This window comes from Bartonella sp. CB10SXKL (assembly GCF_042195515.1).
Taxonomy (GTDB): domain Bacteria; phylum Pseudomonadota; class Alphaproteobacteria; order Rhizobiales; family Rhizobiaceae; genus Bartonella.
In genome coordinates, this window is record NZ_JBHION010000002.1 from 76000 (window position 1) to 102800 (window position 26801).

Sequence of the window (26801 nt, forward strand, 5' to 3'; positions counted from 1 at the left end):
GGCTTTAGTTTGTAGGACAAATGTTTATTAAATATTTGTCCTACAACATAATAAAATAATGGAGATACGTTTTATGAAGATACTCGTTATTGAAGATGATCATGAGACGGGGCATTATCTCGAAAAAGCTTTTTTGGAAGTAGGGCATTCCGTTGATGTTGCTTATGATGGGGATACGGGATATGCTTTAGCAACCACGGAAAATTATGACGTTATGGTTGTTGACCGAATGCTTTTACATCGTGATGGTCTTTCTATTATTGCTGAATTGCGCGCTAAAGGCAATGAAACACCGGTTCTTATCCTGTCTGCTTTAGGGCAAGTTAATGATCGTGTAACGGGGCTGCGTGCAGGGGGAGATGATTATTTGACAAAGCCTTATGCTTTTTCTGAACTTCTTGCGCGTGTTGAAGTTTTACAACGGCGGAAAAATCCTAAAGAAGCAGAAACTGTTTACTGTGTAGGTAATCTTGAGCTTGATCGGTTAGCACATACGGTAAAACGGGGTGATAGAAACATTCTATTGCAACCACGAGAGTTTCGTTTACTTGAATATTTGATGCGTTATGCGGGGCAGGTTGTTACACGCACTATGCTTTTGGAAAATGTTTGGAATTACCATTTTGATCCACAAACGAATGTCATTGATGTCCATATCTCCCGTTTGAGAGCCAAAATTGAAAAAGATTTTGATGTTCCCCTTCTTCATACAGTGCGTGGAGCTGGATATATGCTGAAAGTACCAGATAACAAAGCATGAATCGTTTGATTAATATAATGCGCACGACAGCGCTAAGGCTTTCAGCACTTTACATTTTATTGTTTGGATTGGTGGCAACAGGACTTTCTATTTATATGACGGCATTTTCTGCTTCATTGTTAACAGAGCAAACTGAACAGGCTTTACATGAAGAATTAAAGTATATTGAAAATGCTTATAATTATGGGGGATTATCCTTATTAATGCGCACTATTGATTATCGTTCAAGACAACCAGGAGCATTTCTTTATCTTGTCACGGATTCTATGGGGCGTATTTTAGCAGGAAATGTAGCACGTATTGAATTAGGTCTTTTGAATCAGAGTGGTTTTATTTCTACCTCTTTTTTATATTCCCGTTTTGGAGAACATGGCAAAACAAGTGAACATCGCGCTTTGGCGGTTATTGTTGATTTACCTAATGCTATGAAGATTCTTATAGGACGTGATTTGGATGAGCCAGAACGTTTTGCTGTTGTTATTCGCAAAGCTGTGATCATTGCACTTGCTGCAATGGTTGGAGGCGCTTTACTCATATGGTTTTTTGTTGGCAGGAGAGCTTTACAAAGGATTGATCATGTAACGGCTGCATCACAGCGCTTGATGGATGGTGACTTCAGTGGGCGTTTACCTGTCTCTGGAGTAGGGGATGAGTTTGATCGATTGTCAACCAATCTTAATGTTATGTTAGACCGCATTGAAGAGTTAAATATTGGTTTACGTCAAGTATCAGATAATATTGCTCATGACCTGAAAACGCCGTTAACGCGTCTTAGAAATCGTGCTGAAGAAGCACTTTCAGGAAATAAGACAAAGCTTGAATATCGTCAGGTCCTTGATAGGGTTATTGCAGAATCAGATCAACTTATTTGTACGTTCAATGCAATTTTAATGATTTCACGTATTGAGGCCAGCAGTGCAATTGAGCATCTTGAAATGATGAATATGAAACTGATCCTTGAGGATGCTGTTGAGATTTACGAACCTTTTGCTGAAGAGTCAGGTGTTTTACTTCGGTTGGGGAATATATTTGATAAAGAGCTTAAGTTGAATCGTGAGCTTGTTGCACAATCAATTTTTAATCTTATAGATAATGCCATTAAATATGCCTCTAAAGGTGAAAGGAAAGCGGAGGTTTGCTTATCAATGGAATATCGTGATGAACATTTATTAGTTGTTGTGAGCGATAATGGACCAGGAATAGCAGAGGATAAACGTGAAAAAGTGACAGAACGATTTGTTCGTCTTGAAGAAAGCCGCACACAACCTGGGTTTGGGATTGGTTTAAGTATAGCAAAAGCAGTTATGAAGCTTCACGGGGGTGAATTGTTACTTGAAAATGCAAATCCAGGGCTTAGGGCTATTTTGTTATTTCCTTAAAGATATTTTTCTTCACTTTTCTCTTTTCATACGTAACAACTATTTTAAAAGTATAAAGCAATAGAAAGGAAAGCAAAATGCTTTTCAAGGGAGCGCAGACGAAACAAGCTTTTTTAAAAACACAGCTTCTCCCTTTATGCCCTCTCGATAAAAGTAGTTCCCAATGGTTAAAAGACATGGAAGAACAAGCAAGGAAAGAAGGTTTAGAATCGCTTATTTCCATCATTTCAGAGAGTGGAACGCAGATTGATTTTATCAGTTCGGTTATGACCTTATCTCCTTTTTTGCGTGAGGTTTTAATTGCCAATCCATCATATCTTAGTGCTTTATTAAATGTTGATATAGAAACAAGGCTGAGCGAAATTATAGATGATATTACGGCTATCGATAAGGATGAAACTATAAATGAAACTTCATTGATGGCTGCTTTAAGGCGCAAAAAACGAGAAGCGCATGTTCTCATTGCTTTAGCTGATTTGGGAGGTGTTTTTACTTACGAAGTTTCATGTGCTTGGTTGACACGTTTGGGCGAAGCAGCATTAAGTGTAGCACTACGTTTTCTATTAAGAGAAGCGCATGATCATGGTAAGATCAATTTATTAAGCCGTGAGAATCCAGAAAAAGACTGTGGTTTAATTATTTTAGGGATGGGAAAGTTAGGAGCAGGGGAACTTAATTATTCTTCTGATATTGATCTTATTGTTTTCATTGATGAAACATCACCTCATATTGGTAATCTTTCTGAAAGTGTTGACGTATTTTCTAAAATGGTACGCCGATTAATCCGTATCATTCAAGAACGCACTGCGGAAGGATATGTTTTTCGTCTTGATTTTCGTCTTCGTCCAGATCCAGGATCAACCCCTTTGGCCTTACCAGTAAGGACTGCATTGCGTTATTACGAAGGGCGTGGGCAAAATTGGGAACGAGCAGCCATGATTAAAGCACGTCCAGTTGCTGGTGATAAGAGGGTAGGTTTTAACTTTCTCAAAGAGCTGTTTCCCTATGTGTGGCGGAAATATTTAGATTACGCTGCTATTGCTGATATTCATTCGATCAAACGTCAAATTCATGCGCATAAAAATTACGGTCAAATTGCAGCTTATGGGCATAATATAAAGTTAGGTCGTGGTGGTATTCGTGAGATTGAGTTTTTTGTTCAGACACAGCAACTCATTGCTGGTGGACGTTTTCCTCAATTACGTGGACGTCAGACAGTTGCAATGTTAGCAGAACTTCACACGCTTGGTTGGATCAGTGAGAAAACGAGAAATAGCCTTATAAAAAGTTATGCTTTTCTTCGAAATGTGGAACATCGTATTCAAATGCTTTTCGATGAACAAACACATCTTCTTCCAAATGATACTGCTCAATTCACAAGTGTTGCCTATTTAATGGGTTATCAAGACAGTAGCAGTTTTATCCGTGATTTATTAAAAACACTTCAGGTTGTTGAAAAACATTATGCAGCACTGTTTGAGAATGAGCAAGAACTTGGTTTAGAAATTGGTAATTTAGTTTTTACCGGTGAAGAAGATGATCCGGAGACATTAATAACGTTAAGCCGTTTAGGCTTCGAAAGAGCAAGTGATATTTGTCGTATTATGCGCACGCTCCATTTTGGTCGTTATAAAGCAACGCAATCAGCCGAAGCACGCGAGAGATTAACGGAATTAACACCAGCTCTTTTGAAAGCTTTTGGTGGGACAAAACGAGCTGATGAGGCGATGTTGCGTTTTGATGGTTTTTTACAGGGCTTACCTTCAGGAATTCAGCTTTTTAGTCTTTTGCAGTCTAATCCCTCTCTTTTGGATATGCTTGTCCTTATTATGGGTGCTGCTCCACGTCTTGCAGAAATTATTACACGCAGATCCCACGTTTTTGATGGAATGTTAGACCCAAATATTCTTTCAGAATTACCAACAAAAACGTATTTAGAAAAACGGCTTGAATATTTTCTTGAAAATGTTCTTTCTTATGAGGAGATTCTTGACCATTTAAGGATTTTTGCAGATGAACAACGTTTTTTGATTGGTATTCGAATTTTGAATGGTGCAATTACAGGAGAAAGAGCGGGTTTTGCTTTTACTGCACTTGCTGATCTTATGATTACAAAAACATTTGCTACCGTTCAAGAGGAATTTTCTCGTCTTCATGGTCGTATTAAAGGGGGGCGTGTTGGCATATTGGGTATGGGGAAACTTGGAAGTCGTGAATTAACAGCAGATTCCGATGTTGACCTCGTTTTGCTTTATGAACATGATGATGATGCAGAAATATCTGATGGAGAAAAGCCTCTTTATATTTCTCAATATTATACGCGTTTAGCACAGCGCCTCGTTTCTGCTTTATCCACTCTTACAAGCCAAGGTGTTCTTTATGTCGTTGATTTAAGGTTACGGCCGTTAGGCAATAAAGGACCTATTGCTGTTTCTTTTCCATTTTTTAAAAAGTATTATCGCCAAGAAGCATGGATATGGGAATATCTTGCTTTAACAAGGGCTCGAGGCATTGCAGGAGATCCTGATTTTTTACAAAAGCTAGAAAATGAAGTGTGTGCAATTATTGCTATTTCTCGTGATAAGAAGGAAGTTGCAAAAGAAGTGTGTGAAATGCGTTCCTTGATTGCAAAAGAAAAGCCGCCAAAAAATCAATGGGATTTAAAAACGATGTCTGGTGGCATTATGGATTTGGAGTTTATTGCTCAATTTTCTCTTATTACGCATGTCATTGAGTTTCAAATTGGAGCGACGACAGCGGATATTTTAGATCACTTACCAAACAGTTTTCTTAATCAGTCATGTATTGCTGATTTACATTATGCCTATCGTCTTTATACAAATTTGAGTCAAATTATACGGCTTTGCTTAAATGATTCTCTTGATCCCAATGACATGCCACCTGGATTAAGTGACCTTTTGTTAAATAGTGTTGGGGAACCTGATTTGCTTCGTGTTGAAAAATTAATTGCAGAAACTGGGCAATTGGTCTGTTCAGTTTTTACAAAAATCATGAAACATTAAAATAATTCTATAAGAATAATAAAAATTATTAATTCCATTTTTATATATTAATTTTTGTCTTTTATTTCATTACACGCTTGAGAGGGTTAGAGTGAAGTTCTCTAGTGGTTTTTCAAGTGTGATGAAAAAATTTCTCTGTTAAATGTGCTATTCTAGGTATTATTCTTTATACAAAAAGCGATGAGTGACTAGTTTAGTGAATGATATGCTTTATGAGCCTTATCTCATTCTTTTCAAAAAATTGATATTATAATTATTTATATAATTCTGGATAATAATGATCAATATGAAGCTATAAAAGCTACTATAGATTAATAGTTTTAGGAAATTATAAATAAGATTTTAATTTTTCAACTGTGTCATTTTTGCTATAGATTTTTTGAAAAAAGTGTGAAACGATTTATTATTATTTATGTATCACATTAGCTTTTAGGGGAGCAATTATGATTACAAAGTATTTAGCCTCAACATCTATATTTTCTTTAATTTCAATTTCTGTAGTACAGGCGTCGGATATCGCTATTCCTGAACAGCCTGTTCCTGTTATTGCAGCGCCTGCTTTTTCTTGGACAGGATTTTATCTTGGAGGACAGATTGGTAACTTTTCAGGTAAAACAACTGCAAGTTATTTAAAAGATGAGACAAGGATATGGAATCCAATTGGAAAGGAGAATTTACCTAAACTTTCTGGTTTTATAGGGGGAGTTTATGCAGGTTCCAATATTGATATCGATAATAGTTTTATTATAGGTATTGATACGGATATTATGTGGTCTGGTAAAAAGGATTCTAAAGATGTCGATCTACCGGAAAAAAGTCCAACTGAAGAAAAACCACAACCTACAGAAGAAAAAAGTCTAACAAGAGATTTGCATGAGAATGATTCAACAAGGCGTATTAAAGCTGTACGTCATACCTTAAAACAAAAATGGGCTGGTGCTACACGGGTGAGAGTTGGTTTTGCGATTGAGCGTATGATGCCTTATATTTCCGGAGGGGTTGCTTATACGCAGCTTCAGAATATTTTTGGGTTAGTTACTGATAGCAAAAATGGAGAAGTTGATTTTTCTGATTGGTTGCATGATGAAAAAAAGACCATGATTGGTTACACCCTTGGAGGTGGTATTGATTTTGCAATGACTGATAATGTTATTGTGCGTGCAGAATATCGTTATTCAGATTTTGGCAAAAAGAAGTTCATACAGGATAAATTTGAAATGGGCTACAAAACAAATGATTTCCGCGTGGGTGTAGCTTATAAATTTTAATTTTTTGCAGAATTAAACAATTCAAAAGTCTCATTTTCGAATGAGGCTTTTATTTTTCAGATATGCGCTGGAAAATATTCTTCACTCAAAAGAGCTACTATTTTATTCGAACAATACGTTGATTTATAAATATAATTTACTTTTTGTCATGTTGAGTGAGAGATCCAAGGATCATAAGATTTTCTCATTTTAAACCTATACCATGTTGACCAATCAAAACCGCGTCTTTTGTACGTCAAAAGGAGGGAGAGCAGTGAGATAAACAACATTAAAGAAAGAATAAAAATGCCTCTTATGAATCATCTTAAGTGCCAAAAGCTGTCGCTACATTGGGGATTGGCAAAGTGTGAGATTTGATACTAGCTTGCTTTTCCATAAACGTAAAGATGGTGATGCTAAATGGACTTATCATTACATCATTCATAGGTGCCGTCGGGAAATGAGTTTGGGTGCTGTAAAAGATGCTTTTTTAAACCAACACATGAATTGGCAACTTAATGGCGTTTTGTTTTATTTGAAAGACCTCTGATACAATCGACTTTTCTGTTTTGCGTTATCGTAAAATATTTTATTTAATAACAAAAAGATCGCAAAAAAATTCTAAAGCACATAAAATTACATCCGCAATATAACTCAATAATAATAAAAATTCATATTATAATTTTTATTATTAGATATTTTATGTGATATTATAAATAATAATTTATAATAATAAAATAATTATAAAGAGTATTATAAATTTATTTATAGGAAAAAATATATAGCAAATTAGGAATTTATCGAGACATAAAAAACATTATTACCTATATCTGTTATCGAAATATAATCTATTATTTTTTATATTTTTTTAAATGTACGATAATAAATATCGAGTGAAATAGTAAGGGATTATTTCAAATCTATTTACGATAAATCAATCAACATTATTTGTTTATAAATCGCAAGTAGGTTGGGTTATTTAAATTATATACTTTAGTTATTATTTGGCTTTTTTAGTCATCTATTTTCAGGTATAGAAGCTGAATGAGCTTCTCTATTATTCTATAAAATATCATCATTGTAATATTATAAGGATTTTACGCATTAGATGCTTTTGGAGGAGTGTATGATGAAATTTAAAGCAGGGTTTATGTGTAGAGCTTTGTGAAGTAAATCACATGCGCAATTAGCAGCTGGAACCCATGCGACAAGAATCCGGATTATTTATAAATCAGATGGGGTAGAATTTTCGTCCTTTAGGGCGGGAAGGAAGAAAACCAATAAGTTTGTAAAAAGCTCGTTACATAAGTGGGGCAGCAGATGGAATTCTCTGAGAAAAATTGATCTATTAACAGAGAAGGTGAAACTTTGTCTTTTAAGGAGAAAAAGGGAAATAAGAATTATGATTTCCAAAGGGATGTGAAATAAAAATATTTTCGTTTTTGGTTGTTTTGGCAACTATGAAGGTGTTTAAAGATTAATTGTTTCAGTACATGCAATCTCGTTTTTGGGGTTGATAATGCTATAACGTTGTAATTGGCAATGCCATTGATTTTGTAAGCGTTCAATGGAAAATAAATTAAAGCCTGCGGGTGGTTTTTTATCACCAAAAGCTTGTGATGCGGAAGGAACACCAACAATAGGAATTTTTTTAATTGGTCCTTCAATGTAATTCAATGTGGGTAAATGAGTATGTCCGTGAAGAATAAGTTCACAACCGTGATATTTGATAACGTTTAGAAAACGTTTTATATCCCGTAGTTTTTTATGCCAAGATGTTGCATTGGGAAAGGGGGGATGGTGAATCATGACGACACGAAAAAGGTTGCGCTGTGCTGCTTCTTTTAAAAAGAGCGGTAAAGTTTGCGCTTGCATTTTACCAAAATAACCAGAAGCTTGAAAAGGCAGTGTCGCAATGGCTGAAGAAGCTGCTATGATGGCAACATCTTTGCGAATGCGCATATAAGGAAAGGCATTTTTTTGAGGGATGTCACCTGTGATCCAAGGTTTAAAGAGAGTGCATGCTTTTTGGAAAGCGCCGCGGACATAGGCATCGTGATTTCCAAATGTCAAAGAAATATCTTGAGGTTGTCCTAAGTTAAGTAGCCAACGATGCGCTTGTTCAAATTCCTTATCGAGAGCAAGATTGACAAGATCACCAGAGATCACAAGGTGATCAGGTTTTGTTTTGTTCAAGGCATCTATTAAAGTTTCTAGGACATCTGTTGCCATCTGACTCTTACGTTTTTTTTGCCAATTCAGATAACCGGTAAGACGTTTCCCAGAAAGTTCGAAGAGGGAAGGTTGCGGGAGAGGTGAAAGATGTACATCCGATATATGGGCAAGATAAAACATAAAAGCTCGTAAAGTATTAAAAACGATTTAAAGAATAAACATAAGATAAGTTAGTGCTTAAAGGCAAGAAAGATTGTAAAATAAAAATTAGCTTGCAAAAAAGAACGCCTCAAGCGGAATGTTCCAAATAGAATATCCCCAATAGAATATCCCCAATAGAATATCATTGTGTTGTACATTCACATATTTGTAAAAAAAACATTTCTCAATGCGTTTGAGCTAATTTCAAGACCGGTATTCGATGCTATAATAGAAAGCTTCTGTGAAGTATATAGGGCTTACTGTACACTACCATCTCTACGCTTATACAAGGTGCAAATAAAAAACATCATACTATTTTCCTCCAATTTTATGAAAATCCTTGCTTTAAGAGGATTCATAAGAGGTATTTCATTCTTTTCTTCGATGGTTTCTATCCATACTGCATCTCTTCTAATAATACGCAAGAGAATGTTTTTTATTTTTTTAATATGAGGATATTTGAAATAAGGAGAATTATACTGTATTTTTAGTTATAAATCAATACGTTATCTAATTATAAAAGACAAGTAAATACGTAAAAAGATAAGCTGAATTTTAAAACTATTATACGAAATCTCAAACCTTTTAACGTCCTTCATAATACCACATGCTGCTCAACAGTAAAAGGCAAGCAAGCAATGCAAAAAAACCAGAAAATATCGAAAAATAAAAGGTATTGATTAAACGGGTTTCTGTTGCTTCTTTCAGAACAATTGAATGTGCTGGGGAAGAGGACGGACTTGTTTTTGATTGAATCAGTTTGAATGGAGGAAGATGAATGTTTTCTTTTCCCTCAGGGTGTAAACGTCCGATGTAGCCGCCTGTGTGCTTAATAATGGGGGCTAGTTTTTCTTGTGTTGAAGTCAAGTCAAACAACTCAAGATTATCGAGCATCCCTACAGAAGAAAGTATTGTTAAATCGCCATTTTTAATGGTAAAAATTCCTGTCTCATCAGTGGTCACAGTTGCAGTAAAAAGGCCTTCTTGCTCTTTGGTCAGAGTAATATTTTCTTTTTTTCCAGAGGGAAAGATTATTTCAGCGGGTTCTGGATGGTCTTTTAGAGTTTGGCGGCGAATTGTTAAATGATGATGGCTGCTGGTCGCACTTAATTTTTCTTCTTCAAGTTCTGGTTCTTTCATGAGCCAATGAGCAATTCGTCGATAAAGAGCAGCATAAGGACCGCCGCCTTCGAAACCTCGAGCCCAAAGCCAACTTTCATCAGAAAGCAACATGCCTACACGTCCTTTATCAACATGAGAGAGAAGTAAAAGTGGTTGCTCATCGGCTCCTTTCATGAGGGCGATTCCGTTATTTATGTTTTGAATAGCAATTTGTCTCAACCATTGCCCCCATTGGGAAGCTGGAAGGTTAAGTGTTGCAAGACCTCTTGTGACAGGATGGCGCTCACCTTCTTTGGTTAATGTGGGGCGAAAAGGTTTTTCAATAATAGTTCCATTAGGTAATGCCGGTAAAATGCTTATTAAAGGTGTTTTCGCAAGTGAGTTTTTTTGGGCAAATTCAGGTCCTGTTACCATCAACAATGCCCCCCCCTTTTGTACATATTGGGCGATATAATCATAATAGATTAAGGGGAGAACAGTAGAGTGCTGGTAGCCATCAAGGATGATGAGATCAAAGTTATTAATTTCTTCAACAAAGAGTTTTCTTGTGGGAAAGACCACTAAGGATAATTGGCTTGAGGGCGTATTATCTGCTTTGGTGGGAGGACGCAAAATAGTAAAGTGAACAAGATCAATATTGGAGTCACCTTTCAAAAGGTCTCGCCATGTCCGTTCTCCATTATAAGGAGCACCTGAAATAAGAAGAACGCGTAAATTTTCTCTGATTCCTTCAATAATTGTTATGGCGCGGTTGTTTTCAAAGCTTAGTTCACCTTTGTGTGGATCGGTTATAACTTGGATAATATTTTTTTCAGCATGAGGAAGGGTAATTTCAGTTTGAAAAATCACGCCAGGAGTCACAGAATAATGGCCAATGTCTTGTCCATTGACGCTTAATGTAATATTTGCTTTCTGTGGTATTGTTTTTTTGGTGGGGCCTTTATCTTCTACCAAAATGGAGAGCGTTTGTGGTTTGTTGACAAGGGCAAATCGTGGAGGAGAGATAAACTTAATTTGGCGATCAAATTCATCTGAGTGCCCTGTAATCAGGGCATTGAGAGGGGCTTCATGATGAAGGTCTGATAGGTCAGGAATGTCATGCACTTGTCCATCGGTGATAAAAATGGTTCCTGCATAACGAGAGAGCGGTACATCAGATACTGCTTGTGTTAAAGCCTCAAACAAATTCGTTGAGGGCGCATACTGATTATCAGCAAGTTTTCCAGCTTCAATAAAGCGTGGTTCAAATTGTGGATAATGCGCCAATGCTTGAGTTAATTGCGCGCGCGCTTCATCACTGTCGTTTGTACGTGTTCCAAATGTTTGGCTTTTGCTGCGGTCAATAACAATTCCCACTGTGCTTTTCAGTGGTTCGCGCTGTTCTTTTATGATCATTGGATTGAGCAAAGCAAGGATGAGGGCGCTTAATGCCATCAGACGAAATAAAGAACCTTGCCGTTGCGTAACAAGACCAACAACGACAAAAAGAATCGATATTCCACTTAAGAACAGAATCCAAATGAGTGGTAAAAAAGGCTGAAAAGTGAAAAATGATATCATTGCCTTCTTTCTCTTTTAAAGCGTTCCAAGAGTGCTGGAACATGAACTTGATCCGCTTTATAGTTTCCTGTAAGAACATAAAGGACAATATTTAAACCTGCACGAAATGCCCATAGACGTTGCATGGGATCATTGGGAACAAGGGGATATTTCCATGTCCCTTTTTCATCGAGTGCCCAAGCACCGGCAAAGTTATTGGCAGTAATGAGAAGAGAACTTACATTATCGCCGCTGGCAAGAGAATTTTTATTTTTTTTGTTTGTTGAGGAGGATTCAATCCATAAAGGTGAACCACGGTAGAGACCAGGAAAATCTGGCATAATATAAAAAGAACGTGCAACAACATGATCTGTTGATGCTGGCTCAATGGATGGAATATTTAACTCTTTTAAGATATCTCGTAATCTTTGCGTTTCTGGAGTGGCATCTCCTTCAAGATTAAGATTGCTCTTTATCTGATCGCGCGTGTCAAATAAAATTGTTCCCCCATGTTTCATAAAGTTATTTATTTTTTCAAGGCTTTTGGGGGTTGGTATAGGACTTTTAACATCAATTGGCCAGTAAATAAGAGGATAAAAAGAGAGTTCATCTTTATCGAGATCAAGTGCTGTAACAGAGCCGAGGGTAAGCATTGTGCGCTCTGCGATAAATTGACTTAACGCTTCTAGACCACTTTTACTCGTTGTATCAATTTCATGATTATTGGTTATAACATAGGCAAGATGTGTTGCGCCGGCAGCTTGTACACTATCATGATGGTTTTCTTTCGTTTGTGCATGAAGAGTTGGATCATATGAAAACAAGGCAATAAGACTTATAAAGGGGAGGAGAAACATATTACGCCGTTTTATGAAAGAAAAAATATCTCCCATCCATAAAATGAGAAAATTGTCAAAGGCGAATAATAAGATGGCTAATCCTAAAAGTGGACCAATAAGATTTTTTTCTTTTGTATCGTAAGATAAAGGGCTTTTATTAAGAGAAGTTGGCAATGATGATTGTTTCATCAAGTGCGACGAATGAGTTAAGAGATTGAGTGCATAAAAATTGTTTTTGACACCATAAAGTCCTGGGGGAGTATGGTAGGAAGGATGGGGTGGATTTTGAGAGTCAAAGATCAAAGGAACAACATCAGAGGGTGGTACTTGTAATTGTCCGTCAACGGCTATAGTTCGCCAAGGGCTTTGTACCACGGTTCTTTTTTCTCTGTGTGTTAGGTTTGTGTTTTCGTTAGAACCTAATGTGATTAATTTTTGCAGCATTTGTGCAAAAAAGCCAGAAAGAGGAAGATTAGACCATGTTGGGTCAGGAGCAACATGAATGAGAATGAGGGTTCCTTTACCACGTTTTGTTGCGGTAATAAGAGGAGTTCCGTCCGAAAGGCTAAGCCACGTTTTTTCAAAAAGATCTGGGGTTGGTTCTGCGAGGATTTGGCGCGAGACAGTAACATCTTTTGGAAAAGGAAGATCAAAGAAAAAGCTATTTTTTGCAAAAGGGGCAAGCTTTTGTGGTTTTGTCCAAGACATAATACTTCCAAGGGAACGTTGACCTGGGCGTAGTGGTATCGGAAGAAGGTTATCGTAATGTTCTGCGCCACTGAGTTTTTCTCCTGCAAAGCGGATGAGTGTTCCCCCTTTATTCACAAAATAAGAAAGTTTTTTTTCTGCTTTTGGGGGTATGTTAACAATGTCACCCATAATCAAAACAGATGGATTTTGTTTAAGCAAATGATCAATATCCGTTGAAAGTTCTCTTCCACCGGCTGTTATAAGCTGTGTATGACCTTGTAAGGCTTTGATAATGTAATAAAATGGAGCAAGTAAAGGCTGTGCCATTTCATTGGTATCTGGTGAGAGAAGAGCAACACGGCTTATCCTGTTATGGCTGTCTACCAAGAAGGTTGCAGCAGCATGGTTTTGATTGTTTATTTTTATCCAAGCGATATCATTGCGTAGTTCAAGTGGTACATTAAAAGGAACAAGTGCTGTTGTTTCTCCTTCAGAGAAATTGTTCGTAAATTGACCGAGAAGTTGATTATTTGAATCGTAGAGGCTGAGTATAGCGGGAGTGTTGCTGTGTGTTGTTGAGCGGATAATACGCGCGCCCATGTTTCCATTGTTATTTTCTATGGATGTTATGCCGGTTAAATCGGAAATATCAGTCAAATACCACAAGAAGTTTCTAGGTTTTAATTCTTCAAGATGAGCAAAAGCTTGCTCATCTTCATTTGTTCGTAATCCATCACTCAAATAAGCAATATCAAGAGGTTTTCCTTTGGTTATTTCGCTGAGTTTTTTGAAGGCATGCACACGGTTGACAGGCCAAGGACGCGGTTGCAAATGCATTAAATGCTGTTTTATAATCTTGGCTGGTTGGGGCTCTATATTGGAGATATCATTTTCAGCCGTTGCAACAAGATAAATATTTTTTTGCTGTTTTTCTGCCTGTGCAAGAAGCATTTCAGTGATAGAGATGCGCTTTTTCCATTCTTTTACAGAAGCCCAACCATTATCAATAATGAGTGCAAGGGGTTGAGATCCAGAAAAGCTGATTGGTTTTTGATTCCAAGTGGGGCGTGCTAGAGCTATGATAACAAGTGCCGCTATGGTTAAACGCAACAAGAGCAACCACCAAGGTGTATGTTTTGCTGTTTCTTGTTGATGAGTTGGTTTGGGTAAGAAGCGAAAAGGGGGAAAAAGCTCTTTGCGCGGAGATGGAGGAGTTATCCGTAACAGCCACCAAATGACCGGTAGGAACAAAAGCCCTAGTAACAGAAAGGGAGCAGCAAAACTCAAAGTGCCCTCCTTTTTTGCAATGGAGAGTCGCTCATTGTATTTGCAAGATGAAAAATGGTCTCTGTTAAAGGTTGATCCGTTGTACTAACGTGATAAGACCATCCTTGGCGTGCGCAAAAATTTACCAATTCTTGTCGCCTTGCGTGATATAGTTTACAATAGCTCTTACGAAGATCTTCTGCTTTAGTGGAAACATGTTTCTCTTTCGTTTCAGGATCCAAAAATTCTGTGTGACCTGTGTAGGGAAAGCTTTCTTCTGCGGGATCAGAAATTTCAATTAAATGAGCTGTCACCTGTTTTGTAGTTAAAACGGTTAAATGTTGGATGATTTTTTCAGGATAGTCGAGAAAATCACTCATTATAACGACATGTGAAAAGCGTGTAATCGTTGAAAAATCCGGAAATGAATTTTCATCGGAATGATTTTCTAAAGCAAAGGCTATTCGTTCTACGACATTGGATGTCATTGTGGGGGACATTAAGTTGGGAATAGCAATATGTTCGCCACTGCGTGCAAGAAGTGATGCCAAGGTAAGGGTAAGAATAATGGCATGATTACCTTTAGAGATTTTAGAAAAGCGCGAACAGTAATGCATTGATGCGCTTTGATCAGGACAAAGCCAAACGGTTTGTGTCATTTGCCATTCGTTTTCGCGCAGATACGTATTTTCATCACGCGCTGAGCGACGCCAATCAATGCGGGTAATGGATTCTCCTTCCATATAGGGACGAAATTGCCAAAAGTTTTCCCCATTACCGCTTTTACGTTGTCTGTGCCATCCGGTTATCAGTGTATTAGCGATATGACGCGCTTGCAAAAGGAAATATGGCATTTTGCCAGTATCCTTATGCAGTTCATTTGCCAGCGACAATGGAGGCTTTTGTAAAACTTTTTTGCCAAGTGCCATTCAAAGAGCATCTTTCACAAGGTTATTGATAATATCTTTTACGGTTATATCTTCAGCACGGGCAGAAAAATTAAGAGCCATGCGGTGTTGTAATACAGGATAGGCTAATGCTTCAACATCATCAAGTGAAGGGGCTAAGCGTCCATAATAAAGAGCACGGGCGCGAACACAAAGTGAAAGGGCTTGTGATGCCCGTGGACCAGGTCCCCAAGAAACATAAGTATTAGCAAGGCTATTGTCTTTATGAGGGCGAGATGAGCGGACAATTTTTAAAATAGCTTCAATCACATTTTCTGAAAGAGGCATTTTGCGAACGATATTTTGAATTTTTTGCAATTTTTTGCCGGATAAAATTGGTTTTGCATTTGTTTTTTTTTCTTTTGTTGTTTCTAAAATAATCCGTCGCTCTGTTGTGAGGTCAGGATAGTCAATATCGATTTGCATCAAAAAGCGATCCAGTTGTGCTTCAGGAAGTGGATATGTCCCTTCTTGTTCGAGAGGATTTTGCGTTGCAAGAACATGAAAAGGTTGTGGCAAATCATAACGGGTACCTGCAACAGTAACATGATATTCTTGCATAGCTTGTAAAAGGGCTGACTGTGTCCGTGGGGAAGCACGATTGATTTCATCGGCCATGAGAAGTTGCGTAAAAATAGGACCTTGAATGTATCGAAAAGAACGTTTACCGTCTTTATCGGAATCCATAATTTCAGAACCAATAATATCCGATGGCATTAAGTCAGGAGTGAATTGGATGCGTTTTTCATCAAGCCCTAAGACTGTTCCCAATGTTTCAACAAGACGTGTTTTTGCAAGTCCTGGAGCACCGACAAGAAGGGCGTGACCACCAGCAAAAATAGCGATTAAAGCATATTCGATTACCTGATTTTGCCCAAAAATAACTTTGTCAATTTCTTGTTGTAAAATATCCAATTCTTTGTGTGTCGTATCAATATCATCAATAATGACTTGAGCCTCATGATTGATATTGACCTTTTTTATAGAATTGGATGATGGATCATGTTGACTCATATTTCTTCCTTAAGGCGTTTGTCGCAAAAATGGTAATTTTCTCTGCATGATAATGGATATCTTATTGTTTGTAACAGAAAATGAGAAGAAATGAAGTATCATATGCCGTTTTTTTTCATATTCGTATAGAAGAGAAAAGTTTCTTTGGAAGAATAGACGTGCTTTATAAGGGATGTCTTAAAAATTTTGTTTTATGAAGAGAGTTCTTTAAAGCAGTGAAGACAACTTTTTTGAAAGGTTAAAGGGTGAATATAAGACAGAACTTCAAACAGGTTGCGTGGTTACAACAAAGTGATATTCAAACACTTCTTCGTGTTTTGTCTGAGGAGGGGGAAGAGGCGCGTATTGTAGGGGGAGCAGTGCGCAATCAACTGCTAGGGCAGCCTATTAGTGATATTGATATTGCAACAACCTGTTTGCCGCAACAGGTTATTGCACGTGTAGAAGAAGCAGGATTTAAAGCTATTCCTACAGGGATTGCTTTTGGTACAATAACAGTAATTGCTCATTCATGTTCTTATGAGGTTACAACGCTTCGCTGCGATATTGAAACAGATGGTCGTCATGCAAAAGTGGCATTTGGTCGTGATTGGAAAAAAGATGCTGAACGGCGGGATTTTACGATAAATGCACTTTATTGTGATGCTGCTGGAAACCTTTATGATGATGTGGGAGGTTTGAGTGATATTGCTAGCCGAACAGTTCGTTTTATTGGGGTTGCAGAAGATCGTATTTGCGAAGATTATTTGCGTATTTTACGGTTTTTTCGCTTTTTTGCGTGGTATGGAGCAGGGCGACCTGATGTGCAAGGATTGAAGGCATGTGTTCGTTTAAAACACGGTTTAAAAAAACTTTCTTCTGAACGTATTTGGGCAGAAATGAAAAAGCTTCTTGCGGCGTTTGATCCAACGCGTGCTCTTTTATGGATGCGACAAAGCAGAGTTTTGGCACTCATTTTTCCTGAAACAGAACGATGGGGCATTGATGCAATTCACGCATTGGTGAAGACAGAACAGACTCTTGGTTGGAAAGTTGATCCATTATTACGGCTAGAAAGCCTTCTTCCTCCTGACCCCATACGTCTTCATGAAATGGCACAGCGCTTGCATTTTTCCCATAAAGAAAGAACGCGATTAAAAGAATGGGCAGAGTTAGAAATAATAAACCAAAACTGTTCTGATCATTTTGTGCAAAAACTGATTTATTTTCATGGACGACAGCCAGTTTTAGATCAATTATCGTTGTCTGTCGCTGCATCACATCTTGATCATCTGGAAAAAAGTGATGCTTTGCAAAAAGCAGAGGGTTATGTCAAGCTTCATCAACTTGCCAAAAAATGGCAGATTCCAACTTTTCCTATTAATGGTAACGATTTAATAAAGAAAGGTTTTACTAAAGGTGTGCTTTTAGGAAAAAAGCTTAAAGAGCTAGAAATGATATGGGTTGAAAGCGGATTTTTAATGGATCGTCATGCACTATTAGAAAAAATTGATTTATAATATATCTGTTTACAAACCCACTGTTGTTTATATTTTTTAAGTCAACATATTAATTTATAATAGTAATTTTTCATGTGAAACAAGAGCTCCAAATATTGTAAGGTTATTTCAAACCTGTTCATATTACATCAATCAAAATTATTGCCTTAGATGTCACAAGTGAGGAAAAATGATTACAGAGAGGAAAAATGTCTCTTATGAACCATCTCAAAGATAAGGATTCTCGAAAATGAGAACGAATAAAGAGAATAGTGATAGCGGTTTGCACTTTGTATGAGCATGAAGAGGGGGATGTCTAATGGATTTTTACTAGGAGGAGTATTTAATCATTTATAGGTGGTGATATGAAATGGATATGATGGGCACTAAGAAATGTTTATTTTATCAGCACTTAATTGTTGGAAAATGATAGGCATTATACGCTCTAACTGTTTTTTATATATTGTATATTGTTTTTCGTAATAATTTATGTTTTTTTACAGGAATTCTGTAAGTTATTCCAAAAGTATTATTGAAACGTATGCGCTTTTAATTACTTATTATACGCTATAAAAAATATTTTTTAATTATTTAAAACCATATTTTATGTATTTTTATCGTTCTATTAAAAATTTTAGTGGAATTGCTGTGTTTTATAGATTACAGGTTCTTTCATGATAACCAATTTGGCGTAATGCTTCTCCTGTTGTTATGGCTACGCTCATGGCGAGATTTAGAGAGCGTGCCTGTGGTTGCATGGGAATTTTCAATGTGTAATCGGCCGCTTCATGAACATAATCGGGAACGCCAGCTGTTTCACGACCAAAAAGTAAAACATCATTTCTTTGATAGCATATCTGCGTATAGCATGTTTTTGCTTTTGTACTTAAAAGCAACAGGCGGCGGTTTAAGTGTTTCATGGAGCTTATAAAATGTTGCCAATCAATGTGTCGTTCTAAGGAAGCATATTCGAGATAATCCAATCCTGCGCGTTTGAGATTACGATCCGACAGATTAAAGCCTGCAGGTTCAATAATGTGCACATGTAAACCAAAGCAAGCGCTAAGACGTAAAATCGTTCCAGTATTACCAGCAATATCAGGTTGGAAAAGAGCTATATGAAGTGTCATGTTCTCTGTAATATGATTTTTCTTTCGACTTTGTAAAGAAGCACCACAATTTATTCGAAAAATATGCTTTGAGAAATACATGTTTTTACGGTTAATTTTTATTCCCTTTAAATTTCAGGGAAAACGTTATGTATACAGGTCTGTTTGGGATAAGAGAGAAGCTCCCTATTAGAGACTTCCTTTTATTGAGCGATCCATGAAATGGATTGGCTCATTATGTTGAAAAGTGGGGTATTTAATGAGGTTAGATCATCCATTTTAATTAAAATCAACAAAATATGCTTTTTATGCAAAAACAGAAGCAAAAAAAATACTCATGCAACCAGTTGGAATTGAGGAAGGGAGAGATGCTGTAAATGTGTTAAAGAAATAACCGATAAGCTCAACTTATTTACTGAGATATGGTCATAACAAGACAATGTTTCTTTCTTTAGAAGTGTTTATTTACATGCTATCTCTGATTTTCACGGGTGGGGGAGTAATTTTGATTGATTAATATGAATAGGTTTGAAATGAAAGAAACTTACGGTGTTTCAGGATTTCATTCACTCTGTAAAACGATGAATTATCATTATAAAACAGTTTTTGTATAAACCATACAAATGGCAGGAGTTTTTTACGGGGATGTTTTCATGGTTGAGGTAACTGAATGATCAAGCATTGTACAATGGGAGAGGGTATGGTAAAAGAATGTTTTAGCAAAGTGTCTCTTTAAGTTAAGTCCATGGGTGAGCAAACGAGGCGGGATTTTCTGTTTTTGGTAACAGCTGTTGCAGGAGCAGTTGGAATGGGAGCGGTTGCGTGGCCTTTTATCCGTCAGTTGCGTCCAGATGAAGCTGTTTTGGCATCTTCCTCTGTTGAGGTTGATCTTTCTGGTATTGAAGAGGGGATGTCGGTAACGGTAAAGTGGCGAGGACAGCCTGTTGTTATTCGAAATCGTACGGCAAAAGAAATTGCTGATGCGCGCGCTACTGAATTGAGACTTCTAAAAGATCGTCAAGCGCGCAATCCTAATCTTGAAGGTGAAAAAGAAGCAACAGATTTTGCGCGTTCAGCAGGTAAAGGACGTGAAAATTGGCTGATTGTTATTAATCTTTGTACGCATCTAGGCTGTGTAACACTTGGGCAATCGGGTAAATTTGGAGGATGGTTGTGTCCCTGTCATGGGTCTGTTTATGATACCGCTGGAAGAGTGCGGTCAGGCCCAGCTAACTATAATTTGACTATTCCACCTTACCAATTTCTTTCTGATACTTTGCTCAAAATAGGATAAAGTCATGATAAGGTTTCCTCCTTATTGTCCTAAAAATGCTCTTGCCCGTTGGTTTGATAAGCGTTTTCCTCTTCCTCGTTTTTTTTATAATGCATTTGTGATTTTTCCTGTTCCGCGTAATCTTAATTACTTTTACACATTTGGCGGTATTTTAACCATTATGCTTTTATCACAGCTCTTGACTGGTATTGTCTTGGCTATGCATTATGTTCCGGATATTCATTTGGCTTTTGAAACCAGTGAACGATTTCGGCGTGAAGGGCAGTTTGGTTGGCTTTTTCGTCCATGGCATTGTGTAGGCTCTTCGTTTTTTTTTATTGCTGTTTATATCCATTTGGCACGTGGACTTTATTATGGTTCTTATAAAAACATGCGAGAAATGGTATGGGTTACAGGTATTTTTATTTATATCATCATGATGGCAATAGCATTTTTTGGTTATGTGCTTGTTTGGGGGATGATGTCTATTTCAGCGGCTTCAGTGATTGCAGGGCTTTTTAAAACGATACCTTTGGTGGGGACATGGTTGCATGAGACACTTCTGGGTGGTTATGTCGTAGGACAACCAACGTTGAATCGTTTTTATGTTTTCCATTATGTTTTATCATTTATTTTGCTTCTTTTTGTGGGGCTGCATATTTGGGCAATCCATTGTGTTGGGCAAGGTAATCCAACGGGTCTTGCTATACAATCAGATAAGGAAACAGTTCCATTTTCGCCTTATGCGCTTATCAAAGATATTTTTGCTATTACTGTTTTTCTGATCTTCTTTGCCTGGTTTTTGTTTTATATGCCCGATTATATGGGGCAGGCTGAAAATTATAGTGTGGCAGATCCTTTAAAGGTACCTCTTCGTGTGGTTCCAGAATGGTATTTTTTGCCTTTTTATGCGATGCTTCGTGCTATAACTTTTGATATTGGTATTTTCTCTTCAAACTTTGTTGGTTTTGTTTTATTCGTCAGTTCGATTTGCATTTTAATTTTTGTGCCATGGTTAGACCGTTCTAAAATATGTTCAGCAAGATATCGACCTGTTTATAAAATTTTCTTTTGGGCGTTGGTTATTGATGTCGTTTTTCTTGGTTGGTTGGGGTCAAGAGAAATAAGTGATAAAATTCTTTTATGGACACAATTGGCTACTGTTTATTATTTTATATTTTTTTTGGTTATTTTGCCGATTTTGCCAGCGTTTGAAAAAAATTGTTCTCTTCCTTCTTCAATTATGCAAGATTTAAAACAGAAAAAGAGACTATGGTAAATGTTTTTGTCGGACTGATTTTTATTGTTGCTATGAGCTTTTCTGCTCAGAGTTTAGCGAGTGATGACTCTGATCAGGAAGAGGGATTTATTTCTTTTCCTTTACAAGTTCCTAAAAAACAAGAATGGAGTTTTTCAGGTCCATTTGGGCTTTATGATAAGGCGCAATTGAGGCGCGGATTAAAGGTTTATAAACAAGTTTGTTCCAGCTGCCATGGGCTAAAATATGTGGCTTTTCGCAATTTAAAAGCTCTAGGGTATGATCAAGAACAGATTAAAGCTTTGGCGGGGCAATATGAAGTGCGCGATGGCCCGAATCGAGAAGGAAAATTTTTTAAACGTGCTGGGGTTGCAACGGATTATTTTCCTTCTCCCTTTTCACATGAAGAAGAAGAAAGATTTATTTTGAATAGTGCTTATCCTCCAGATTTGTCATTGATGGCACGTGCACGTGGGGTATCTTTGCCGTTTCCTGCTTTAATTACTGATGTATTAACTCATTATGATACAGCTGGTCCAGATTATATTACAGCTCTTTTAACAGGATATCAGAAGGCACCGAAGGAGATAAAAATTGCGAATGGTTATTGGTATAATCCTTATTTTATTGCCGGTAATTCTTTAACGATGGCTCCTCCTTTGAGTGATGGTATGGTTGCTTATGAAGATGGAACTCCAGAAATCATTGAACATTATGCGCGCGATGTTTCTGCTTTTTTGATGTGGGCTGCTGATCCTCATATGGAAATTCGTAAAAAAACCGGTTTTCGTGTTATTTTATTTTTAATCATTTTTGCAGGGCTTGTTTATATTTTAAAAAATCGTATTTGGTGTGGTTTAGAAAAAGAGTTAGAGAAAGAAACAAAAGACGAAATAAAGAGAAAAGGGTAAAGCGACAAGGCTCGAAAGAGTATAGAGTATAAAGAGCATAAGGAACAAATCTTTTTATGATGCATTGAGGTTTTATAAAGTAAAAGCAAAGTAAAAATGGAGATGTTAAAATGAAAAAAATTGCATGTACTACTCTTATGTCAATTTTGATGGTTTCTAGTACTTATGCTCAGTCTTTTGAAGTGCCTTCAAAACCTGAAATGATCTCTTCGACGGGTATTGTACAGGTGGGGATAGATAAGTCTGTGCGTTATGTGACACCTTTAGCAACGGATTTTGTAGCTTCCAGTCTTATAGGCGCCAATGTATATAATATAGAAGATGAAAATATTGGTGAAGTAAAAGATATTATTTTACGTGAAAATAATATTGCAGGATTTGTTATTGCTGTTGGTGGTTTTCTTGGCATAGGCGAGAGTTATGTGGTCGTTTCTCCAGAAACAATCCAGATGACAAATGATTATGGTAAATGGAAACTCATTACAAATGCGACAAAAGATTCTTTAAAGGACGCTCCAACATTTAAATATGAAGGGCGTTGGACACGCTAATTTTATATTTTCATTCTTTAATGGATAAAACTGTTGCTATCATAATCATATGCTAGCAACAGTCTTTTTGTTCTAAAAACACTTGAGAGCTTTTGCGACAAGATTCCAGGGAGCTATTACCAAAGTTTTCAAGATAAACTATTAAGACAGAGTGAAGATTTAAGTATTATGTTTAAATAACATGATATCGCCATCTTGCACAATGTATTCTTTTCCTTCATCGCGGGCTTTTCCTGCTTCTTTTGCACCGCTTTCTCCACCCAGAGCAATATAGTCATTGTAGCTGATGGTTTGGGCACGAATGAAACCGCGCTCAAAATCTGAGTGAATAACGCCAGCTGCTTGGGGAGCTTTTGTACCACGCGTAATTGTCCATGCTCGTGTTTCCTTAGGCCCACAGGTGAAGTAAGTAATGAGATCAAGTAAATGGTAACCAGCGCGAATGAGGCGATTGAGACTCGGTTCAAAGAGTCCTAAAGCATTGAGATATTCTGATGCTTCAGCATCACTCAGTTGTGTGATTTCCGCTTCGATAGAAGCAGAAATGATAATGCTTTGTGCATTTTGCTCTGTTGCCATTTTTTCAACTGTTTGGGTAAAGCTATTTCCATGAGCGGCGTCATTTTCGCTTACATTACAAACATAAAGTACAGGCTTGGAGGTTAAAAGATTCAAGCTTTTAAGAATGTGGTGTTCATCGGAAGAGATATCTTTGAGCAATAACCGGACAGGGTTTCCCTGTTGCAGTATGTTTAATGCTTTTTCCATAATAGGCAAAATTGTGAGAGCCTCTTTGTCTTTTCCGGTTGCTCGTTTACGAATTTGTATGATTCGTCTCTCAAGACTTTCTAGGTCCGCAAGCATGAGTTCGGTTTCAACCGTTGTTGCATCACTAACAGGATCAATACGTCCCTCTACATGGGTAATATCTTCATTTTGAAAACAGCGTAAAACGTGGACAATGGCATCGACTTCGCGAATATTGGCTAAAAATTTGTTTCCTAAACCTTCGCCTTTTGAAGCTCCTCGCACAAGCCCCGCAATATCGACGAAGTTAATGCGTGTAGGAATCATTTCTTTTGAACCAGCGATTGATGCAATTTTTTCCATTCGTAAATCTGGAACAGCAACTTCACCGGTATTGGGTTCAATGGTACAGAAAGGATAATTGGCAGCCTGTGCAGTGGCTGTTTTTGTTAATGCATTAAAAAGAGTTGATTTCCCAACATTAGGTAATCCGACAATACCGCATTTAAAGCCCATGAGAGTCTTTCTTTTCGTTTGATTTTATAGTCAAGATAAAGCTTCTTTTTTATAGCATATTTTCAGAAGAGTTATAGTCCTTGCCTTGCGATAAGTGAGAAAAAAGTATAAAGTAGCAGGTATCTGCTTTTTTTACCTTAGTTCTTCTTATCTTAATTCTCTCCTTAGTTTCAAGGATAAGAAAACTTCGAATTAATGTTAATATTGTGCTAAGTTTTTCATGGTATGCAAATCTGCATAAATAATTAATCGGAGAAAATAGAAGAGTGTTATCTCGTTGTGCCTTTTTAATTGCAGCACTTTTGGCTTTGGCTGGATGTGCTACACATCAGTCAGATATGTCATCGGTTTCTTTTCAACAAGTTCGATACATTCCACCAGAAATACAGGCTTTGTATGGTCCTGTAACGAATGAGACTTATTCGTTACCTGCTGTTGATCTTGCGACAATTGATCCAAAATATTGGCGACAAGAAGTGATTTATTATACATCTTATCCAGCTGGAACATTGGTTGTAGATACGCAAGAGTGTTTTCTTTACCTTATTGGTGAAAATGGAAAAGCTTTGCGTTATGGGATTGGGGTCGGTAAGGAAGGTTTAGCATTTGAAGGTGAGGGGGTTATACAGCGCAAGCGTCGGTGGCCAAATTGGGCTCCTACTGCAGCTATGATGGCTCGAGAACCAGAACGTTATGGACATCTTGGGAAAGGAATGCCACCAGGACCCGATAATCCATTAGGTGCGCGGGCACTTTATTTGTTCAAAAATGGGAAAGATACACTTTTCCGTATTCATGGTTCACACGAATCGTGGTCAATTGGGCGTGCTATTTCAAGTGGGTGCATTCGTTTGCTTAATCAAGATATTATCGATCTTTATGATCGTGTTCCCGTTGGTTCGCGTGTTGTGGTATTGCAAAACAATAGGAGTATTCCTACAGTTTATAGTCAACAATCAAATGGCTATGATCCGCTACAGTCGACCATTCAGCCAAATGAATTTTTTTAATTTTGGGGAGAAGATTGGAGAGAGCTGTTTAAGTGTTTTGGTTTTCTGTTCAATCTTCTCTTTTTCTTAAAAGAGAAAATAAGCCTTTCTTTTTCAAAAGTGCATACAAGCTTGTATTCTGATTCTATTTTTTAGCTTCTCACGTTGCCAACAGATTTTTCCTTTGAGAAAGTTTATAAGAGGATTTTTTTTAAGAGTTCTTATCCATATTCTTCACGCGACTGGGACACTCAAGCCAATGGTTTTGATTGTTTTTTATCGTTTGTGAAACTTCATTCATAAAGAGGGATTTCTCATCTTTTATAAGGAGAGCAATATTTTTTGCAATTGCCTCTAAGAGAGGGGATAACCATTCTTGATCAGATTTGGTGAAATTTCCCAGAACATGCTGATGAACAAGTTCTTTGCTTCCAGGATGACCAATTCCTATGCGTATACGACAATAGTCAGTACCACAATGGGCATCAATAGACTTAATGCCATTATGCCCATTATTTCCTCCACCAATTTTTATACGAACTTTTCCCGGTGACAGGTCTAACTCATCATAAATGATGATCAAATTCTTCAAATCTAATTTATAAAATCGCAAAGCTTCGCCAATAGCTTGACCAGAAAGATTCATGAAAGTTTGTGGTTTTATAAGAAAAATTTTCTCATTACTTATTAAACCATTGGAGATTTTTGCTTGAAACTTCTTTGACCATGGAGAAAAAGAGAAGGACTGAAAAATGGCATCAACAGCCATAAAACCGATATTATGGCGGTTATTTTGATATTGTAAACCAGGATTGCCAAGACCAGCAATAAGCCACATGTGTATCTTCAGTCAAAGTATGAGTAAGGGTAATGTCTCATAAATTAAGGCGGAAAAAATTCCCGCCTTTTGAGTTTTATGAAGTTTCCGTGTTTTCTTCATCATTTTCTTGCTCAGAAGTTTCATCGCTGACATCCATGCCAGCAGGAGCTGCAATAGTTGCAATGGTAAAGTCTCGATCTTGGATGATGGGAGTCACATCTTTTGGCAGTTGCACTGCTGAAATGTGAATAGAATCACCAATAGAGTAGCTGGAGAGATCAATTTCAATAGCTTCAGGAATAGCACTTGCTGGAGCTGTACATTCAATTTCGTGCCGAACAATATTGAGGACACCACCCTTTTTAAGTCCAGGTGCCGTATCTTCATTGAGGAAGTGGACAGGAATATTCACTTCTACAACGGATTTTGCTGAAACGCGTAAAAAGTCTACATGGAGGGGAAAGTCACGCACGGGATCTAATTGATAATCTTTTGGCAAAACCATAATTTTTTGCTTGTCAAGAATAATCGTTGCAATGGTGGTACGAAAGCCACCGGCATGAATTTTGTAGAAAATTTCTTTATAGGGAACTGTTATTGCCAAGGGTGGTTGTTTTTCACCATAAATGACAGCAGGAATAAGACCGTTGCGGCGAAGTTCACGGGAGGACCCCTTACCAACCCGCTCGCGTTTTTCGGCCTTAAGAGTGTAGCTTTTACTCATAATTTAAGTCCTTTTTACATGATTGGAGATCCTTCAAAAACAGTAATAGTTTTTGCATGGATATGAAGATATGCGCTAACCAACAGCGATCACTCCATTCTACGTTGCCTCCAAGGGTGTCTACGCAGAAGTTTGTTCTATAGTTCAAACTATTCATAGATGCAAGAGTTGTGGGAAAAATCGATGATTTCTACCGTTAAAAAGAAGGAAATGTTACAAATTG

The 26801-nt window shown here is 37.4% G+C and carries 19 protein-coding genes; 10 read left to right on the forward strand and 9 right to left on the reverse strand.

All coding sequences use genetic code 11. The annotated features are described in order from the left end of the window. The first annotated feature begins 73 nt into the window (after window positions 1–73). The 4 genes from ACFIK3_RS01570 (at window position 74) to ACFIK3_RS01585 (ending at window position 6430) form a co-directional block, all read left to right on the forward strand. Window positions 74–760 (forward strand): response regulator transcription factor, encoded by a 687-nt coding sequence (locus tag ACFIK3_RS01570; RefSeq protein WP_273791552.1) that lies wholly within the window; start codon window positions 74–76, stop codon window positions 758–760. Further along, window positions 757–2139 (forward strand): ATP-binding protein, encoded by a 1383-nt coding sequence (locus ACFIK3_RS01575; RefSeq protein WP_375637409.1) that lies wholly within the window; start codon window positions 757–759, stop codon window positions 2137–2139. The genes ACFIK3_RS01570 and ACFIK3_RS01575 overlap by 4 nt, the downstream gene beginning before the upstream one ends. A gap of 77 nt (window positions 2140–2216) precedes the next feature. After that, window positions 2217–5162 (forward strand): bifunctional [glutamine synthetase] adenylyltransferase/[glutamine synthetase]-adenylyl-L-tyrosine phosphorylase, encoded by a 2946-nt coding sequence (locus tag ACFIK3_RS01580; RefSeq protein ID WP_375676163.1) that lies wholly within the window; start codon window positions 2217–2219, stop codon window positions 5160–5162. Window positions 5163–5605: 443 nt separating this feature from the next. After that, the gene (locus ACFIK3_RS01585) at window positions 5606–6430 is read left to right on the forward strand and encodes an outer membrane protein (protein WP_273791555.1); all 825 of its coding nucleotides are present in this window, start codon (window positions 5606–5608) and stop codon (window positions 6428–6430) included. Between the two features lie 1449 nt (window positions 6431–7879). On the opposite strand, the gene ACFIK3_RS01590 is transcribed toward ACFIK3_RS01585, so the two are convergent. The 5 genes from ACFIK3_RS01590 to ACFIK3_RS01610 form a co-directional block, all read right to left on the reverse strand. Then, window positions 7880–8764: a metallophosphoesterase gene (locus ACFIK3_RS01590; RefSeq protein ID WP_273791248.1), complete on the reverse strand. Its 885-nt coding sequence runs from the start codon at window positions 8762–8764 to the stop codon at window positions 7880–7882. A gap of 606 nt (window positions 8765–9370) precedes the next feature. Continuing rightward, window positions 9371–11467: a glutamine amidotransferase gene (locus ACFIK3_RS01595; protein ID WP_375676164.1), complete on the reverse strand. Its 2097-nt coding sequence runs from the start codon at window positions 11465–11467 to the stop codon at window positions 9371–9373. Next, window positions 11464–14262: a DUF4159 domain-containing protein gene (locus ACFIK3_RS01600; RefSeq protein WP_375676165.1), complete on the reverse strand. Its 2799-nt coding sequence runs from the start codon at window positions 14260–14262 to the stop codon at window positions 11464–11466. Before ACFIK3_RS01600 ends, ACFIK3_RS01595 begins: the two co-directional genes overlap by 4 nt. Beyond that, window positions 14259–15170, reverse strand: coding sequence for a DUF58 domain-containing protein (locus ACFIK3_RS01605; RefSeq protein ID WP_273791245.1), 912 nt, complete (start codon window positions 15168–15170; stop codon window positions 14259–14261). Before ACFIK3_RS01605 ends, ACFIK3_RS01600 begins: the two co-directional genes overlap by 4 nt. After that, the gene (locus ACFIK3_RS01610) at window positions 15171–16202 is read right to left on the reverse strand and encodes a MoxR family ATPase (protein WP_273791244.1); all 1032 of its coding nucleotides are present in this window, start codon (window positions 16200–16202) and stop codon (window positions 15171–15173) included. Between the two features lie 245 nt (window positions 16203–16447). On the opposite strand from ACFIK3_RS01610, the gene ACFIK3_RS01615 reads away from it, so the two are divergent. After that, complete coding sequence (locus ACFIK3_RS01615; RefSeq protein WP_375663383.1) at window positions 16448–17701, forward strand: CCA tRNA nucleotidyltransferase; 1254 nt, start codon at window positions 16448–16450, stop codon at window positions 17699–17701. A 632-nt stretch (window positions 17702–18333) separates the two neighbouring features. Here ACFIK3_RS01615 and ACFIK3_RS01620 read toward each other — a convergent pair. Further along, on the reverse strand, window positions 18334–18810 hold the full coding sequence (locus ACFIK3_RS01620) for a tRNA (cytidine(34)-2'-O)-methyltransferase (protein WP_273791242.1): 477 nt from the start codon (window positions 18808–18810) through the stop codon (window positions 18334–18336). A gap of 724 nt (window positions 18811–19534) precedes the next feature. On the opposite strand from ACFIK3_RS01620, the gene petA reads away from it, so the two are divergent. The 4 genes from petA (at window position 19535) to ACFIK3_RS01640 (ending at window position 22782) form a co-directional block, all read left to right on the forward strand. Continuing rightward, a complete protein-coding gene (gene petA / locus ACFIK3_RS01625) occupies window positions 19535–20083 on the forward strand; it encodes a ubiquinol-cytochrome c reductase iron-sulfur subunit (RefSeq protein ID WP_375622263.1) in 549 nt (182 codons plus the stop codon). Between the two features lie 4 nt (window positions 20084–20087). Further along, window positions 20088–21341, forward strand: coding sequence for a cytochrome bc complex cytochrome b subunit (locus ACFIK3_RS01630; RefSeq protein ID WP_375643123.1), 1254 nt, complete (start codon window positions 20088–20090; stop codon window positions 21339–21341). Next, window positions 21335–22231, forward strand: a complete 897-nt coding sequence (locus ACFIK3_RS01635) for a cytochrome c1 (protein ID WP_375630841.1) — start codon at window positions 21335–21337, stop codon at window positions 22229–22231. The genes ACFIK3_RS01630 and ACFIK3_RS01635 overlap by 7 nt, the downstream gene beginning before the upstream one ends. Before the next feature lie 110 nt (window positions 22232–22341). Further along, window positions 22342–22782 (forward strand): PRC-barrel domain-containing protein, encoded by a 441-nt coding sequence (locus ACFIK3_RS01640; protein WP_273791238.1) that lies wholly within the window; start codon window positions 22342–22344, stop codon window positions 22780–22782. A gap of 159 nt (window positions 22783–22941) precedes the next feature. Here the strand turns inward: ACFIK3_RS01640 and ychF are convergent, their stop codons facing one another. After that, window positions 22942–24045 carry a redox-regulated ATPase YchF gene (gene ychF / locus ACFIK3_RS01645; protein WP_375630839.1) on the reverse strand — a complete coding sequence of 368 codons (1104 nt, stop codon included), beginning with the start codon at window positions 24043–24045 and terminating at the stop codon, window positions 22942–22944. A 266-nt stretch (window positions 24046–24311) separates the two neighbouring features. Here ychF and ACFIK3_RS01650 point away from each other — a divergent pair, with 266 nt between their 5' ends. After that, window positions 24312–25055, forward strand: a complete 744-nt coding sequence (locus ACFIK3_RS01650; protein WP_273791236.1) for a L,D-transpeptidase — start codon at window positions 24312–24314, stop codon at window positions 25053–25055. Between the two features lie 190 nt (window positions 25056–25245). Here ACFIK3_RS01650 and pth read toward each other — a convergent pair whose 3' ends face one another. Beyond that, the gene (gene pth / locus ACFIK3_RS01655; protein ID WP_375676166.1) at window positions 25246–25872 is read right to left on the reverse strand and encodes an aminoacyl-tRNA hydrolase; all 627 of its coding nucleotides are present in this window, start codon (window positions 25870–25872) and stop codon (window positions 25246–25248) included. Between the two features lie 76 nt (window positions 25873–25948). Further along, window positions 25949–26578 (reverse strand): 50S ribosomal protein L25/general stress protein Ctc, encoded by a 630-nt coding sequence (locus ACFIK3_RS01660; RefSeq protein ID WP_375676167.1) that lies wholly within the window; start codon window positions 26576–26578, stop codon window positions 25949–25951. Window positions 26579–26801: the final 223 nt, after the last annotated feature.